The organism is Nitrospinota bacterium, assembly GCA_016208975.1.
Taxonomy (GTDB): Bacteria; Nitrospinota_A; UBA7883; order UBA7883; family JACRLM01; genus JACQXA01.
The window spans coordinates 46,900-62,610 of sequence record JACQXA010000001.1; the positions used below are offsets into that span (position 1 = coordinate 46,900).

The window sequence follows — 15,711 nt, forward strand, 5'->3', positions numbered from 1 at the left end:
CCCCTCGTATGCGATTTAAAATAATCATAACGCTGGTTTTATTTGTCTGCCTGTCTGGGGCCTATTATTACTTCGACGTTTCGGGCGGCGCCGGAAAGAAGAAAGAGAACAAGACCCCGCCGGTGTTTGCCTTCAACCCGGAAGATGTCGCCGCCGTCACTCTAAAACGCCCCGGCCAGCCGGTGATAGTGTTGGACCGGCAAGATAAAACATGGACGATCACAAGCCCGGTAAAGGCCCGGGCCGATGAGGAGACAGTAGAGAAGTTAATATCCTCAGCTACTGAGTTGAAGGTGGTCAAAGACCTTGGGGCGGTGGAGAACCTGGCCGAGTTTGGACTGGCCGAGCCCGAGGAGGCGCTTTTTGTGACCTCCGGGGGGAATATGTTCACCCTGAAAATCGGCGACAAGGCGCAAACAGGGAAAGAGTATTACCTGATGGCCAGCGGGCGGGACACGGTGTTTCTGGCCAGCGCGAGACCTGTGGAGGCCGTCACCAAAGGGTTGGGCGACCTGCGAAATAAAAAGCTGTTCGATTTTGACGCGCTGGATGTTAAATCCCTGGAGTTGAAATTAAACAAACTCGGCCTGAAGTTCGAACGGCTATCCAAATCCAAAGATGGCAAGGAAGTAAAGCCCGAGGACGCGCCATGGAAAATGACAATACCCCATGCCACCCAGGCGGACGGGGGCGCCATCCTAAAACTGTTGTCCATCCTCACCACCCTTAAGGGAATTGGTTTCGTTTCCGGCCCGGAAGGGGAGTCGGTGGAATATGGGCTGAAAAACCCTGAAATAACCGTAAAAATGGGTACGGATAAAGGGACCTTCGGATTCGCCATGGGCCATTACTCCCCGGACGGCGGCCGGTACATAAAACGGCTGGACACCGGCGAGATATTGACCGTGGATGACCGGATTGAAAAGGATCTTCCGCAATCGGCGGAAGCCTTTATGGATCTTCGGATACATAACCTGACCCGGGAAAATATAACCCGGGTGAAAATTGAAATGCCCGAGGGAAAAACGGTCATAACCCGCAAACCCGGTAAAGTGGCGCAGGGTAAACAGACCGGGCCGGAGTGGATTGTAACCGAGCCTGCCGGGCTTGTTATGGAAGAAATGTCCGTCATGGCGTTTCTTTACGATCTGGAAAACGCCAAGTATTTACGGATAGCAGGGCCAGCTTCCAAAGGGCTGTCAAAACCCGCATTGACCATAACCATCTCCGCCGCCGGTGGCGACAAGGCGCTCACCCTGGCGAAAGCCCCCGCCAACAAAGGGGATAGTTATTTCGCCTCCTTTACGGGCCGGGATGACGTGGTGGAGGTGAGCGGCGAAACGTTCAAATCTTTATTCAAGAACCCTGGCGAGTTTGAGGACCGGCGGTTTTTCAAGATACTGTCCGACCAGATAGGGCGGGTGGTGGTAAACCGCAAAGGGCAGGTGTTCGACGTTTCGAAAAAGGATGAAGATTTCACCATGGCCGCGCCGGAGAATAAAAAAGTGTCCGCCGAGGCGTGGCGTGCCCTGGTATGGGCGCTGTCTGGGTTCCGGTTCAGCCAGAGGGCGCCGGAAGGCGCCGCTGGCGGGCTGGATAAGCCAGTTCTGACAGTGTCGGTTTATAATAAATCTGGCGGCCTGGTGGACGAGGTGGCCGTTGGCGCCCGGGCCGGAAAACCCGGCTATTTTTACGCCAGAAGCGTCAGGACGAAAGAGCTGTTTTTAGTAGGTGAGAGGTTTGTGACAGAGGATATGGTGGCCTCTCTTGAAAGCCTGTTATCCTCCTGACCGGATTAGAGGAACCATGAGTGAAGATGCCGCAAAAATAACCGTTACAGACAAACGGCGGATAAAATCCGCTGAAGACACCATAGATGATACCACCGCGCCGGATCTGGAGCGCGTGCCCACCTATGTGGAGGAGCTGAACCGGAAGATAGCCGAGAACGATGAGCGCCTGAAAGAGTACATCGCCGCCTATAAGGAAAAGATGGCGGATATGGACCAGGTGCGCAAACGGCTGGAGGCCGACGTCGAGAACCGCTCCAGGCAAAGGTTTGGCGACCTTGTGGCGGAGCTTCTGCCGATTGTGGACGATTTCGACCGGGCAATAGAAAGCGCCTCTAAAGGCAGTTCGTCTCAAGACATGGCGGAAGGGCTGGCCCGTCTGCGGGAAGGGATGATGAAAGCGCTGGTCAACCGGGGCTTGAAGACAATACAATGCGCCGGTGAACCGTTCAATCCGGAAACCGCCCAGGCGGTGTCGGTGGCGCCGGTGGACGACGAGGCGCAAGACAACATGGTGCTGGAGCAGTTGGCCAGCGGTTACATTTATGAGGGAAGGGTGCTTCGTCCTGCGCTGGTGCGCGTGGGCAAGATGAAGTGATTATGACAAAACAGGACTACTACGAGATTCTCGGCGTTCAAAAAAACGCCTCGCCGGACGAGATAAAGAAAGCTTACAGGAAGAAAGCCTACCAGTACCATCCAGACCAGAACCCCGGCAACCCGGAAGCCGAGGAAAATTTCAAGGCGGCTTCGGAGGCCTACGAGGTTCTGCGCGATCCGGACAAAAAATCACTGTACGACAGATACGGCCATGATGGGCTAAAACAGACCGGTTTTTCCGGATTCTCCGGGTTTGAGGACATTTTTTCCAGTTTCGGCGATGTTTTCGAAGACTTTTTTGGGTTTAGCGGCGCCCGCCGTGGCGCTCCAAACCAGCCGCGAAAAGGGGCCGACCTGCGGTACGACATGGAGGTCGAGTTCAAGGAGGCGGTTTTCGGTGTGGACAAAGATTTTGAGGTGGAGAAATACATCCTTTGCTCCGCCTGCGAAGGCTCCAGGAGCGAGCCCGGCTCCAAAAGCTCCGTATGCCCCACATGCCGGGGCGCCGGGAAGGTAACCAGGTCCCAGGGGTTCTTCGCCATTTCCACCGAATGCCCGTCGTGCCGGGGGGAAGGCGTGAAAATAACCAACCCATGCAAGAAATGCAAAGGCTCTGGCCAGACGCTGGAACGCAAGAAGCTTTCCGTGAAGATTCCAGCCGGTGTGGAGACAGGCTCCCAGCTCCGGTTGAAAGGGGAGGGGGAGCCCGGGCGCAACGGCGGCCCCGCGGGTAATCTTTACGTGGTGCTGTTCATCAAGGAAGACGAGGTTTTCAAACGCCACGGAGACGACATTGTAGTGACCGTGCCCATAACCTTTTCCCAGGCGGCCCTGGGGGCGGACATCACTATACCCACCCTGGAGGGGGAGAAAGAGTTCAACATCCCCGCCGCCACCCAGAGTGAATCAATCCACAGGTTGCAGGGGATGGGCGTCCCCCACCTCAGGCATTACGGGCGGGGCGACCTCATAGTGCGGCTGGTGGTGATGACGCCGGAGAAGCTCGGCAAGCGGCAGGAGGAGCTTTTCAGGGAGTTGGCGGAGCTGGATAAAAGCTCCGTGCGGGCGCACCAGAAAGGCTTTTTCGAGAAATTTATGGGGTGAGGCGGGGGCGCTTATCCCACCATGATATTGACCGCTTCCCCGTGGTCGCCCGACCACGGGAATGGTTTGGCGGGAAACCGGGGTAAACGACCCCGGCGAAGCAAACCTGGTAGGCTGGGCCCGTGATGGCGGGCTAGCCGGGCCGCGAAGCCTTCCAGCAATGCGCGGTTCTATTTGTTCAGGAAGTACTGGTCTATAAGCTCAATCAGCTGGCTGGTCTGCGGTTTTGTGGTATAGGCGTTGGCGCCCACCTCGCGGCATTTCATGGCCATCTGTTCGTTTATCATCGAGGAGAACATGATAACCGGCAGGTCTATGCCCGCGTCCATCTTCACCTTCCGGCAAAGGGTAAGCCCGTCCATCTGGGGCATCTCGATGTCCGTAAGTATGCCGCTTATGAATTTCTTTATGGGCACACGCTGGCTCTCCGCCTCTTCCTTGATCTCCATAACTTTGGCGAAGGCGTCCTTGCCGTTGGTGAAAACCGTCAGGTTCGTGTAACCGACTTTTTTGAGTATTTTTATAACGGCGTCCCTTATCAATGGCGAATCCTCCGCCACGATTATCTGGGCCTCTTCCCTGCGCAGGGAGCTGGCGGGCAAATTATCCTCGTCGTAAGTGACGGCGGATTGGGGATAGATGGTGGATATGATGTGCTCCAGGTCCAGAATGAGTATCTGCCTGTCTTCAAAATGCACGGTGCTGGTTATCATGGGCCGGTACTGGGAGACGAAATTGGCCACCGGTTTGACGCTCTCCCAGGAACAGCGGTGGATCTGGCGGACACCGTCCACCAGGAACCCGTTCACCAGGGTGTTGAACTCGCACACCAATATGACGCGCCGGTCGGAGTTGGACACATGCTCGTTTTTTAATATGGACGCCAGGTCTATAAGCGGGAAAGTCTCGTTCCGGAGGTAGTACAGGCCAAGCATGGCCGGGTGGTGTTCCGGGATGGGGGTGATGGATTTGCCATCGTACTGGATTATCTCCCGCACCTTGGCCACGTTCACCCCGTAGCTTTGGGAGCCCACGAAGAATTCGACTATCTCAAACTCGTTGGTTCCGCTTTCAAGAAGGATTTCCTGCCCGTTCATTTACATGTCTCCGGCGCAAAATCGCCGCCTCGGTTTGACTGGTTTTTAATAATGGATTCCGGTAAAGCCCGACAGCCCAAAGGAGAAATGTGACTGCCGGTGATTAAAGATTACCTAACGGCTAATGATAGGACAACCCGGAACCAATTACAACTCTCCCATGGCCTGGGGCATCAAATTTAGCAAGTCCGAGGCCATGAGGGTTATGGATTGCACGTGTTTCGCCTTATAAATGTCCGCCAGCAGGCCGTGGATGTAAGCCCCGGCCACGGCGGCCTTCCATGCCTCGGCCCCTTGGGCCAGCAGGCCACCGATGAGCCCCGTAAGCACATCTCCCGTGCCGCCGGAGGCCAAACCCTCGTTCCCGGTGGGGTTTATATAGTTGGCCCCATCGGGGGTGGATATAACCGTTCCAGCCCCCTTCAGCGCCACGATCGCTCCGGTTTCCATGGCAAGCGCGGATGCGGCTTTAAGCCTGTCCTGTTGAACTTGGGCGGCGGTTTGGCCCGTTAGCCTCCCCATCTCGCCTGGGTGGGGTGTGATGATTGTGGGGTGTTTCCGCCGCTTGATAATATCCATATGCCCGGCAAGACAGTTCAGCCCATCGGCGTCCAGCACCATGGGGATTTCCGCCGATTCCACCACACGCCGGACGAACGAAGCGGTGGATGGATGGGTTGTAAGTCCCGGACCCATGGCTATGGCGGACTTCCCCTCCAGCGCCGCCATGAACCGATCGAACCCCCCATCGGATATGGAGCCTGTCTCCGTTTCTGGTAGGGGCAGGCCGATAACCTCCATGGCGCCCAGCTCGAAAGAGGGGAGGAGGTTGGAAGGCAACGCCGCAGTGACAAGGCCAGTCCCCGCACGCAGGGCTGAAAGGCCGCAAAGCGCCGCCGCGCCACCCATGCCAGTGGAGCCGCAAGCGGTTAGCAGATGCCCGAAGGTTCCCTTATGCCCGTCCGGCGGGCGGCGGGGAAGCATTTTGCGGATGTCCTCTTTTTCCGGGAGCCACCCTGAGCAGGGGGATTCATCCACCACCTTCGAGGGGATGGAAATATCGGCTATCACGAGCTGACCTACAGCGTTTCTGGCTGGAGTTATAAGTAAACCGGGTTTTGGCAGGCCGAAAGTGACCGTAACATCGGCCACAAAATGCGCGCCGGGAATGGAACCGTCGTCGGCCATGACGCCGGAGGGAATATCCACCGCCACTTTCAGTTTGCCCTGGCCGTTCATAGCCTCCAACGCCTGGATATAAAATCCCTTTGGCTCTGAAGATGCCCCCGTGCCCAGAAGGGCGTCCACCACTACGGTGGTGTGGAAGAACTTGAGTTTGAAGTTGTGGATGTGTTTTTCGGTAGTGAACTCTTTAACCCGCCCGCCTATGGCTATGAAGCTGTCCAGGTTTATGCGGGCGTCCCCTTTTATCTCTTCCTTTTCAGCCACAAGGAACACCGTGGGTTCGGCCCCCAAGTTGAAAAGGTGGCGCGCCACCACAAACCCGTCGCCGCCGTTATTCCCCTTGCCACAGAAGATGTTAACCCGCGTCTTGCGCAGGTCCGGAATTTTTTCCCGGATGGCGTTAACCACCGCAATCCCGGCGTTTTCCATAAGGACCACGCCGGGTATCCCCATCTCCTCGATAGTCCGGCGGTCTATATCCCGCATCTGCGCGGCGGTAACAACTTTTATCATTGAACTGCGCCTTGCTACGGGGTTTGGGCTTACGCCTGGTTCTTCATCCCGAAATACTCGTTGAGCTTCTTCTCTATCTCACCGAGCAGGAATTTCAGTTCCACTATCTGGGCTCCGGCTTTGTCTATCACCCGTTCCTCTTCCTTCAACGCGCCCGCCTTGGCCTGCACGTCTTCGGCCAGAATGTTCAGGTCGTTCAACCTCTGCTCCAGCCGGGTGACGATGGCCAGCTTGGAAGACAGACGCTCCATCTTGGATTCTTCCTCGCTCATCATCTCGTTGATGCCGGATATGCGGGTGGTGATGGCCTTGAAGCTTTCCTTGTCCCGCTCCAGCGCCTCTTTCTGGGCATGGGCGTCCCGCAGGGATGCCTGGAGACCGGCCATCTGTTCGGCCATCTTCTTTATGTCCTCTTCCTTGCCCTTCAAAGTGGCTATGCGGTCATCTATGGAGGAGTAAACGGTACTCAGGTAAGACAGCTTCTTCTCCATATCCACTATACGCTCGTCCTGCTCACCCAGGTAGCGGACCCGCTCTTCCACTTCCGTTATTTTCCCGGCGATGGACTCCACCTTTTCCTTCACCACATCACTGTCTTTCACCAGGCGTTTGGCCTCGTCGATCTGCTCCTGGGCGCGGGTGAGGGCCGGGTTGATGGTCTGCTGGATGCTTTTCAGCTCTTCGAGTTTCTTGTAGCCCGCTTCCGCTTCGGATATCTTGCCGTTTATTCCGTCCTCCACCTCGGACAGCCTGTCATACAGGTTTTTTAGCCTGGCTTCGGTGGCGTCCACGTTGGCCTTTTCCTTCGCCAGGCCCAGCAGACGTTCTTCTAGCGAACCGGTCATCTGGCTGAAACTTTCTATCCTGCGGTCCAGGGAATCCACCATTTCGGTTTTCCTGGTTACCTTGTCGATCTTCAGGTTGGCGTCTTCGATGAGGTAATCCAGCCCGTCCAGCTTTTTCTCCAGCTTTTCGATAAGACCCCGCCGTTCCAGCTGGTTCTCCATTTTTATGTCCAGGTTCAACACCATGTCGTTGAGGGAGTTTATTTTCCCTTCCACCTGCTCCACCATAATCTTGCGTTGGGCAAGCTCCTCCATGCGGCGGTTCACGGTGTCGAACATGTCGCCGAGGCGGTTGACGTTGGTTTCGATCTCCTCGGCGACCTTGGCCTCCTGCCGGAACTTTGAAAGTTTCTCCTCCACCTGCCCGGCGGAGTCGAAAAACCGCTCCACGTTCTGCTGGGCGCCCTCCACCACCTTTAACTGATCCGACACCAGCTTAAGCTTTTCCTCAACGACGCCGGTAAGCTGGGTGTTAAGCTCGTTTACCTTGGTCTCCACCACCTTGGCCCGTTTCTCTTCCTCACGAAGACGCGTAAGGTTCATCTCCACATTGGCCGAAAGCCTGTCCAGGTCCGCCAGCCGTTCGCCGATCTTGCGCACCTGGTCTTCCCGGGAGAGCACGTTGCGCATCTCCACCCGGAGGGAGTTTATGTTCTGCAGGAATTCGGAAACCTCCCGCTGGGTCTCGGAAACAAGGCTCTTTTGTTGCGTCAGCTCGTCTATGGCGGTCTGCATGGAGTCCAGCGAGTTCTGGTTCCGTTTTACGTCGGCGTTAAGGCGCTCCACCGATTGTTTGTGGGAGGTGAGGGATTCCATCCTGGCGTCCATTTCACCAAGGGTTTTGCGCATGGAGTGGCTTTTATCCTCCGCCTGGGATAGAAGCTCCTTGAACTTGTCGATGCTTTCCATGCGGCTGGACACGGTTTCCAGCATGTTTTCCAGCCGGACTATGTTCTTTTCAGACTTGCGGACAAGCTTGTTCTCCTCGGCAAGGCGCTTGATGCGGGATTCCATGTCCCAAAACAGGACATTCAGCTTTCCGGCTTCCTCGTTGGCCCGCTCCACGATGACCCTTTGGAGGGATAGAGCCTTTATTTTCGAGTTGATGTGCTCCACCAACCTGTTTACGGAGTCTATGTCCTTCTTATTCCGGTTCAGCTGATCCATAACCTCTTCGGCTTTCTGAGCCGTCTCGCCGATGGAGGAGCCTACGCCACGGAACTCCGCAAGCTTCCGGTCCATATCGCTGGATATGGAGTCTATCCCCGCCAGTTTTTCCTCCACCCGGCGGAACACTTCCACCTTGTTTTCCAGAGGTTCAAGGTTCTTCGATATATATTCCACCAGAAGCTGGATGGTCTTGCGCTCTTTGGCCGCCTCGTCCAGAAATTCCCTGTAGGCCGCCATGCCAGCGCCTGACATGTTTTCTATATCCGCCCTGGCGGTATCGGATTCACTGCTGGTGTGGTCGCTCATCGTTTAAAAGATCCTCCTGGATGCTGTGACGGGCGCCGGGATCCGGCGCAATAAAGTTAAGGATTTTCCCGGTGATTATACAGAAAAACGGTCATCCGCTGGGTTTGTTTTTTCAATTTGACCTCCGGCGCGCCTGGCCACGGAGGAATTACCGGCGCGGTCCTTACGTCACGCGGCGTTACGCCGTATAGCGCTATATCGCTTAATTGCTGGAACCCGAAAAGAACACGTGTTCCGAAAAACCGCGTCATCAGCGGGTGAAACGACGCTTGCGATGAATTAAAAAAACCAACTTTTGTGTTGAACTGCTTATTAAACTCTGGTAAAAATCACTAACCTTTAAGTTCCGATTAAGCTACAACGCATGAGAGGAGAACCGTTAGATGGCTGGAAAAAAACCAATGACCAAGGGGCAAATCGCTGACAACATCGCCACCGCATCCGGCTTAACAAAGAAGCTGGCCGCCCAGATCCTGGACGGTTTGGCCGCTTTGGCCTACAAAGAGGCGAAAAATGGCTTCACCCTGCCGGGGTTGGGCAAACTGGTTCTGGTTCAGAGGAAAGCCCGCAAGGGTAGGAATCCGCAGACTGGCGAAGTAATAAAAATACCCGCGAAGAAGGTTGTTAAATTCCGCGTGGCCAAAGCCTGCAAAGACGCCGTACTGGGCTCCAAATAGGGGCTCTGATTTTCGTTAAACCGGCCCGGCGGAAAGGGTGTGGGGGAAAATACAAAAACCCGCGTTCCGCTGGCCGGTTTTTCTTTTTGCCTAAAGCGGTTTAAGCGCCGCCATGGCTAGCATTCACAAGGCGTTAAGGCCCCAAACCGCTAAAAAATGTTGGGCGGCCTTGGTGAGTTATGTTATCATCCAAACTTTGTGGGGCAGTAGCTCAGTTGGGAGAGCGCAGCGTTCGCAATGCTGAGGTCAGGGGTTCGATCCCCCTCTGCTCCACCAATTTTTCCAGCCATCCTACCGCTTTATTATTAAAGCTGTTCACACTTTTTCTATCGGTCTTGGTTTATTCCGGTTGCGCCGGCACAGGCTCTTATAAAAACCAGTCATCGCTTATAGATCCTCCTTCCGCGTCGAAAACCATGGCAAATGCCGCAAAAGAAGGGGCGCTTACGCCTGGGCCGTGGCCGGGTATTGAGTGGTGGAGGGATTTTAACGACCCGGTTCTTGCAAAACTGGTTGAGGAATCCTTCAGTAATTCACCTGAAATGAAGCTGGCCCAGGCCAAGGCCCGATTTGCCGACGCGCAGGCGCGGCTTGCCGGAGCGGTGGATACTCCTGACGTTTCGATGAACGCTGAATCTTTCCGCCAGCGGATAAGCGACAACGGCTTGATACCGACCAGGTTTTTCCAAAATCCGAACACGCTGACGCAGGCATCTTTAGCATTCAGCTACGAACTGGACATCTGGGGCCTTCACGCCTCCATCATAAAAAGCGCTTTAGGCGAGGCCGCGGCAGTTAAGGCCGAAACCTATATGGCCAGACTGTTACTCTCGTTCGCCGTGGCCCAGGCGTACTTCGACCTATCATGGTTCCGGGAACGGCTGGAGCTTATGGGAATACTCCTTGCCAACAGTGAATCGTTGGAACGCCTTGCCGCTAAAAGGGTGGAGGGGGGATTGGATTCCATAACCTCCCTGCAAAAGGCGCGACTAGATCTGGAGCTAATGCGTTCCTCGGTAGCCGGGGCCAAACGTGACGCTGGCATGGCCGCCAACAAACTTGCCGCGTTAATGGGGCGCGGGCCGGACTATGCCATGTCCAGCGAAACGGCCAAATCGCGGGATTTTGCCTCTCCCGCCGCGTTGCCGGATAACCTGATGACGGACATTCTCGCAAGAAGGCCGGACATCATCGCCGCGAAGTTGAGAGTGGTAACGGCGGGGTATCGCGTGGACGCGGCCCGGGCGCTGTTTTACCCAAATGTGAACATCAGGGCGCTGGTGGGGCTTCAAAGCGTGGATATAGAAAAACTGTTCAATGCTGATAGCCATATGTATAACTTCGGTCCGGCAATCCACCTGCCCCTTTTCGACGGGGGCAGGCTTTCGGCCAATCTTGAATCCCGTGGCGTGGAATGGGACATGGCCGTGGAAAAATACAACCTGACGGTGATTAACGCGGTAAAAGAAACGGCGGACTCGGTTATTTCAGTGGATGGCGCCGCAAAAAGGTTAGAGTCTGGAAAGATGGCGCTGGAAGCCGCGCAAGCCGGTTATGAGGCCATCCGGAAACGGCGCGAAGCGGGGCTGGACGATGCCATGGCGGAGATAAACGCCAGCGGTATGATGATTGTCCAGCGGTTAGAGTTGGCCACGGCCCGGCGTGAAAACCTTACAGCCAGGGTTTTGCTGATAAAATCACTGGGCGGAGGATATATGAGTGATGAGTTGCTTGCGGGAAACACCAAATGAACGGCCCCGATACTAAAACAGAAGCGCCCCGGCAGGAAGCAAGCCCGAACCATAAAAGAAAGCGGATTATCTCGATTCTGCTGGCCGGGTTCGCGTTGGCGGGTGTGGCTTTCGGCGCTTATTGGCTGATTATAGGCCGTCATTACGCATATACCGACAATGCTTATGTGGCCGGGAATATCGTGCAGGTGGAGCCTCAGGCGGCGGGCACGGTGGTGGCAATATACGCCGATGAAACCGACATGGTGGAGAAGGGCCAACTGCTGATAAAGATTGGTGACGCCGACGCCTCTGTCGCATTGGACCAGGCCAAGGCCGAGCTGGCCCAGACTGTGCGAAAAACCCGTAAGCTTTTCGAGCAGGTGGAAGAATTAAAATCCGCTTTGGCGCTACGCAAGCTGGAGACAGAACGGCTGGCGGCGGAATACCAGCGCAGAAAAGAGCTGGTGGCGGACAGGGCTGTTTCGGAAGAAGATTACGGCCGGTCGAAGGCGGCTTGGGAAGAGGCAGTAAAAGCCGAAAAGGTGGCGGAAAAACAACTGGCCGGGGCGGTGGCGCTGGCGGGCGCCGGAAAACTGGAAATCCATCCGGATGTGCAGGGGGCCAAAGCCCGGGTTATGGCCGCTTATCTTAATCTTGCACGGTCGGAGATAAGGTCTCCGGTTACGGGGCATGTGGCCAAACGTAACGCCCAGCTGGGGGGCAGGATAGCGCCGGGGAAGCCTGTAATATCGGTGGTTCCGCTGGACCAGTTATGGGTGGACGCCAATTTCAAAGAGACCCAACTGCACGACATCCGTGTTGGACAACAGGTGGAGATAACCTCCGACCTGCACGGGGATGGGGTGAAATACCATGGCAAGGTGATCAGCCTTGGCGCGGGCACGGGTAGCGTGTTTTCGATACTTCCCCCGCAAAACGCCACGGGCAACTGGATAAAAATAGTCCAGCGCGCCCCGGTGAGGATAAGCCTGGAGCCGGAAAGATTGAAGGAACATCCCCTAATATTGGGCCTTTCGTTGCAAGTTACCGTGGACACCCATGATCTGAGCGGAGCCCAGCTTGCGGGCCGCGCCAAGGAAGCGGGGAAATACGCCACCGATATCTATCAGCGCCAGTCCGATGGGGCGGCGGATATGATCAACGGTATAATCAGGGAAAACCTGGCCCCGTAAAAAACGGACACGCCTGAATTCATGGAAAACGATTCGGCCAATCAACCCCTGACGGGCTCAAAGCTGGCCATCAGCACTGTGTCGCTGGCGCTGGCGGTGTTCATGAACGTTTTGGACACCACCATCACAAACGTTTCCATCCCCACCATCGCCGGGAACCTTTCGGTTAGCCCCAGCCAGGGTACGTGGACCATCACCTCTTACTCCGTGGCCATGGCCATCGTGGTGCCTCTTACAGGGTGGCTGGCAAGGTATTTTGGCGAGGTGCGCCTTTTCGTGGCCTGTACGGCGCTATTCAGCATGGCCTCGCTTGCTTGCGGGCTGGCGCCGGATTTTACGAGCCTGATAATATTGCGCTCCATCCAGGGGCTGGTGGCTGGCCCCATGATACCCCTGTCGCAAAGCCTGCTTTTGCGTTGTTACCCGCCGGAGAAGAAAGGCATGGCGCTGGCGTTCTGGGCCATGACCACGGTGGTGGCCCCCATATTGGGCCCCATATTGGGAGGGTATATAACCGATAATATCGGCTGGCCCTGGATCTTCTACATCAACATACCCATTGGGCTCACGTCATCGTTTGTCACCTGGCAGATGCTTAAAAAGCGGGAATCCAAAACCTCGCGCAACCCCATAGACGTTACGGGCCTTATATTGCTCGTGGTGGGGGTGGGGTGTCTTCAGATTTTCCTGGACCGGGGGCATGAACTGGACTGGTTCAACTCCACCGAGGTGACGTTGCTGGCCATAGTCGCCGTGATTAGCTTATCGCTATTTTTAGCCTGGGAGTTGTTCGAGAAACACCCGGTGGTGGACCTGTCGTTGTTCCTGCTCCGAAACTATACGGTGGGAACGCTTGCGGTGGCTCTTGGTTACATGACGTTTTTCTCCGGGGTGGTGATATTCCCCCTGTGGTTGCAAACGCAGATGGGCTACACGGCCACCTGGGCGGGCCTTGCGGCGGCGCCCATCGGGATGCTAACGCTGATGCTTACCCCCATTGTGGGCGCGTCGCTCCACAAGGTGGACGTACGGGTGTTGAGCAGTTTCTCGTTTTTCGTGTTCGCCTTCACCTGTTTCTGGCAGGCCGGGTTCAATACCGACGCCACATTCTACGATGTGGCCCTGCCAAGGCTTGCGCAAGGGATAGCCATGTCCTGCTTTTTCGTGCCGGTAACGTCCATATCGCTTTCCGGCCTTACGCCGGACAGGATAGCGGCGGCGGCTGGGCTTACAAACTTCATGCGTATATTGGGCGGCAGTTTCGGCACTTCCATAAGCGTTACCTTTTGGGACGACCGGGCTATTTATCACCGGAGCGTGCTGGTGGAAAGCATCTCGCAGTCCAACCCATACGCCATGGCCCCGCTTGAAGTGGCGCAATCGAACGGCATGAGTTATGAGGGGGCGCTGGCGGTGTTTGAACGGATAATAGGCAAACAGGCGGCGACCCTGGCCACAAACGACATTTTTCTGCTTTCAGGCGTAATATTCTCGTGCCTCATATTGTTTATATGGCTCTCCCGGGGGCCGTTCATGGTTGCGAGGAATTAGGATTTTACATGCCTGGATGAAATCTTGTTTGGGCGCTGGACGGAATTTGAGTTAAAATCTACTGCCTTTACCGCCCGGATCCGGGCGCAAGAAAACATAGCTGGCTTAAGAGGCTTTATTCTTGAACAAACTGCCTGTTTTTGAGTGGTTCTTCAGCATGGGCGACGTGCTGGTTAGCGTGAACACCGCCTTTGAAGGGGTGGTGGTGCCGCCGCACCTAAAGGGCAAGGAAAACGTGGATTTCATCATGGGTTCCGTTCCCACGCCAAACCTGGCGCCGGACGCCGAGGGTGTGACCGCCTCCATGAGGTTCGGCCCTTCGTTGCATACATGCCGTTTCCCCTGGGGCTCTGTCACACGCATGGCGTCCCCCGAGGCTGTCATCCAGTTCGCCAAGCCCCAACCACTTAAAGAAGTGGAGAGCGGGCCGGAGCCAACAGAAGACACCGCCAAACCGGCCGGGAAAAAAGAGAAGAAGAGTAAAGGGCATTTGAGAGTGGTGAAGTAACCGGCGGATGGAATTAACCAACGGTTCAATTCATCAGTTTTATCGCTTCACCGGGGTGATCCGGTTTCCCGCCATCCTGTATCTGCTTAACTAACCGTTCCACGGCCATTTCCACTTCGCGGGTAATGGGGGCGCCAAGGCCCAAGTTCACCGCTTCCACGGCGTAAACACAAAGTTCCGGCGGCAATTTACCCAAAGTCCTCGCCAATTCAATGGTATCGGCAAGGCCGAAGGCGTGGGTGGAGACGAATGATATTTCGCGCGGCAAAGGCCCGGATTTGGCGTTAATGGAACGCACGGTACCGGCGGGTTTTTCGCTGATGGCGGCGTCGCAAATCAATACGGTGTCATAACCGGCCCAGGTCTCTATCATGGATGAAAGGTCGCCGCTGAAAAACGCCACATCAGTCCCGGCCAAACCCAGCCCGGCTATCCGCTGGGCTATTAGAAGGCCCGCGTAATCATCCCCGTTCATTTGGGAACCCACGCCTATTACCAGTGTCTTCATGAAGTTGGGTTGATTTTACGGCTTTGGTACCGCGGAGCCATTTGTAAGATAACCCTCCAGGCCATATATTTATTGGTAGAAAGGTATCACATTCGCAGGCAATGGGCGCGTTGACAAAGGAAGTGGTTAAAAATCAATCCTCAACAATTCCCCACTTTGCGGCTTTGCCCTTTGGCGGGCGGGTTGATACCAGTTAAAAGGAGATCAATCATGTTGATGGCAGGTGTGACTAAAGCGGTTAGATATGAGCCGAAGACTTTCCCAGGGCTCAATAACCTTATCGGCATCACCCCAGTGGAGATTGAGGAACACCTAAAGCTGTATAACGGCTATGTGGCCAATACCAATCTGCTACGGGAGAAAATCGGCTCCATGGTGGTGTCCGGCTCGGCTGGAACCCCGGAATTCGCGGAACTGGTTAGACGGCTTGGGTTTGAGTACAACGGTATGCGGCTCCACGAGTTGTATTTCGAAAATCTTTCTGGCGGTGGCAAAAGGCCAAGCCAGATGGTGGTAAACGCACTGGAAGACGCGTTCAACGGCTTCGGATCTTGGGAAACCCTTTTCCGCAAGGTAGCGGCCATGCGGGGAGTGGGCTGGGTTATCCTTTACCAGGATCCGCTTAACGAAAACCTGAGCGTCCACTGGATAAACCAGCATGAAGACGGGCACCCTGTGGGGTTCAACCCGATACTGGTTTTGGACTGCTGGGAGCATGCGTGGACGGCGTACCTCCGCCCAACGGAGAGAGCCAAGTACATAGAGGACTTCTTCACCAATATAGACTGGGACGTGGTGGAAAGGCGGTTTAGATAACCGCCAACAGCGCTGGGTGGCGGGAGTATAAGGCGCCGCGCGGCGTGGATGATTGAGAGGGGAATAGTTAAGGTGGCAGGTAAAATTGCGCGCTTAGCCACTTTGAAAGGGGGAG

13 protein-coding genes and 1 tRNA gene are annotated in these 15,711 nt (G+C 55.6%); 10 read left to right on the forward strand and 4 right to left on the reverse strand.

What is annotated here, in order from left to right; genetic code table 11:
* Positions 1–8: 8 nt before the first annotated feature.
* From HY751_00200 to dnaJ, 3 genes are read left to right on the forward strand one after another with little or no spacing between them, the layout of a single operon-like run.
* Positions 9–1,790, forward strand: a complete 1,782-nt coding sequence (locus HY751_00200; GenBank protein ID MBI4664807.1) for a DUF4340 domain-containing protein — start codon at positions 9–11, stop codon at positions 1,788–1,790.
* 16 nt (positions 1,791–1,806) lie between these two features.
* Entirely contained in the window at positions 1,807–2,388 is a 582-nt protein-coding gene (locus HY751_00205; protein MBI4664808.1) for a nucleotide exchange factor GrpE, read from the forward strand.
* Between the two features lie 2 nt (positions 2,389–2,390).
* On the forward strand, positions 2,391–3,494 hold the full coding sequence (gene dnaJ, locus HY751_00210) for a molecular chaperone DnaJ (GenBank protein ID MBI4664809.1): 1,104 nt from the start codon (positions 2,391–2,393) through the stop codon (positions 3,492–3,494).
* A 170-nt stretch (positions 3,495–3,664) separates the two neighbouring features.
* Here dnaJ and HY751_00215 read toward each other — a convergent pair whose 3' ends face one another.
* The 3 genes from HY751_00215 to HY751_00225 form a co-directional block, all read right to left on the reverse strand.
* On the reverse strand, positions 3,665–4,591 hold the full coding sequence (locus tag HY751_00215) for a chemotaxis protein CheV (protein MBI4664810.1): 927 nt from the start codon (positions 4,589–4,591) through the stop codon (positions 3,665–3,667).
* A 147-nt stretch (positions 4,592–4,738) separates the two neighbouring features.
* The gene (locus tag HY751_00220) at positions 4,739–6,289 is read right to left on the reverse strand and encodes an NAD(P)H-hydrate dehydratase (GenBank protein MBI4664811.1); all 1,551 of its coding nucleotides are present in this window, start codon (positions 6,287–6,289) and stop codon (positions 4,739–4,741) included.
* 29 nt (positions 6,290–6,318) lie between these two features.
* Positions 6,319–8,610, reverse strand: a complete 2,292-nt coding sequence (locus HY751_00225) for a hypothetical protein (protein MBI4664812.1) — start codon at positions 8,608–8,610, stop codon at positions 6,319–6,321.
* A 383-nt stretch (positions 8,611–8,993) separates the two neighbouring features.
* Here HY751_00225 and HY751_00230 point away from each other — a divergent pair, with 383 nt between their 5' ends.
* The 6 genes from HY751_00230 (at position 8,994) to HY751_00255 (ending at position 14,272) form a co-directional block, all read left to right on the forward strand.
* Entirely contained in the window at positions 8,994–9,287 is a 294-nt protein-coding gene (locus HY751_00230) for an HU family DNA-binding protein (protein ID MBI4664813.1), read from the forward strand.
* Between the two features lie 200 nt (positions 9,288–9,487).
* Positions 9,488–9,563: transfer RNA gene (locus HY751_00235), tRNA-Ala, on the forward strand.
* A 59-nt stretch (positions 9,564–9,622) separates the two neighbouring features.
* Positions 9,623–11,038, forward strand: coding sequence for an efflux transporter outer membrane subunit (locus tag HY751_00240; protein ID MBI4664814.1), 1,416 nt, complete (start codon positions 9,623–9,625; stop codon positions 11,036–11,038).
* Positions 11,035–12,213 carry an efflux RND transporter periplasmic adaptor subunit gene (locus tag HY751_00245; GenBank protein MBI4664815.1) on the forward strand — a complete coding sequence of 393 codons (1,179 nt, stop codon included), beginning with the start codon at positions 11,035–11,037 and terminating at the stop codon, positions 12,211–12,213. Before HY751_00240 ends, HY751_00245 begins: the two co-directional genes overlap by 4 nt.
* 21 nt (positions 12,214–12,234) lie before the next feature.
* On the forward strand, positions 12,235–13,764 hold the full coding sequence (locus tag HY751_00250) for a DHA2 family efflux MFS transporter permease subunit (protein MBI4664816.1): 1,530 nt from the start codon (positions 12,235–12,237) through the stop codon (positions 13,762–13,764).
* 121 nt (positions 13,765–13,885) lie between these two features.
* Positions 13,886–14,272, forward strand: coding sequence for a hypothetical protein (locus HY751_00255; protein ID MBI4664817.1), 387 nt, complete (start codon positions 13,886–13,888; stop codon positions 14,270–14,272).
* Between the two features lie 25 nt (positions 14,273–14,297).
* Here HY751_00255 and HY751_00260 read toward each other — a convergent pair whose 3' ends face one another.
* Positions 14,298–14,747 (reverse strand): hydrogenase maturation protease, encoded by a 450-nt coding sequence (locus HY751_00260; GenBank protein MBI4664818.1) that lies wholly within the window; start codon positions 14,745–14,747, stop codon positions 14,298–14,300.
* Positions 14,748–14,990: 243 nt separating this feature from the next.
* On the opposite strand from HY751_00260, the gene HY751_00265 reads away from it, so the two are divergent.
* Positions 14,991–15,596, forward strand: a complete 606-nt coding sequence (locus HY751_00265; GenBank protein ID MBI4664819.1) for a superoxide dismutase — start codon at positions 14,991–14,993, stop codon at positions 15,594–15,596.
* Positions 15,597–15,711 lie beyond the last annotated feature (115 nt).

Coding starts and splice junctions, on each gene's coding strand:
- HY751_00200 (MBI4664807.1), top strand. CDS start 9: ATGCGATTTAAAATAATCATAACGCTGGTTTTATTTGTCTGCCTGTCT.
- HY751_00205 (MBI4664808.1), top strand. CDS start 1,807: ATGAGTGAAGATGCCGCAAAAATAACCGTTACAGACAAACGGCGGATA.
- dnaJ (MBI4664809.1), top strand. CDS start 2,391: ATGACAAAACAGGACTACTACGAGATTCTCGGCGTTCAAAAAAACGCC.
- HY751_00215 (MBI4664810.1), bottom strand. CDS start 4,591: ATGAACGGGCAGGAAATCCTTCTTGAAAGCGGAACCAACGAGTTTGAG.
- HY751_00220 (MBI4664811.1), bottom strand. CDS start 6,289: ATGATAAAAGTTGTTACCGCCGCGCAGATGCGGGATATAGACCGCCGG.
- HY751_00225 (MBI4664812.1), bottom strand. CDS start 8,610: ATGAGCGACCACACCAGCAGTGAATCCGATACCGCCAGGGCGGATATA.
- HY751_00230 (MBI4664813.1), top strand. CDS start 8,994: ATGGCTGGAAAAAAACCAATGACCAAGGGGCAAATCGCTGACAACATC.
- HY751_00245 (MBI4664815.1), top strand. CDS start 11,035: ATGAACGGCCCCGATACTAAAACAGAAGCGCCCCGGCAGGAAGCAAGC.
- HY751_00250 (MBI4664816.1), top strand. CDS start 12,235: ATGGAAAACGATTCGGCCAATCAACCCCTGACGGGCTCAAAGCTGGCC.
- HY751_00260 (MBI4664818.1), bottom strand. CDS start 14,747: ATGAACGGGGATGATTACGCGGGCCTTCTAATAGCCCAGCGGATAGCC.
- HY751_00265 (MBI4664819.1), top strand. CDS start 14,991: ATGTTGATGGCAGGTGTGACTAAAGCGGTTAGATATGAGCCGAAGACT.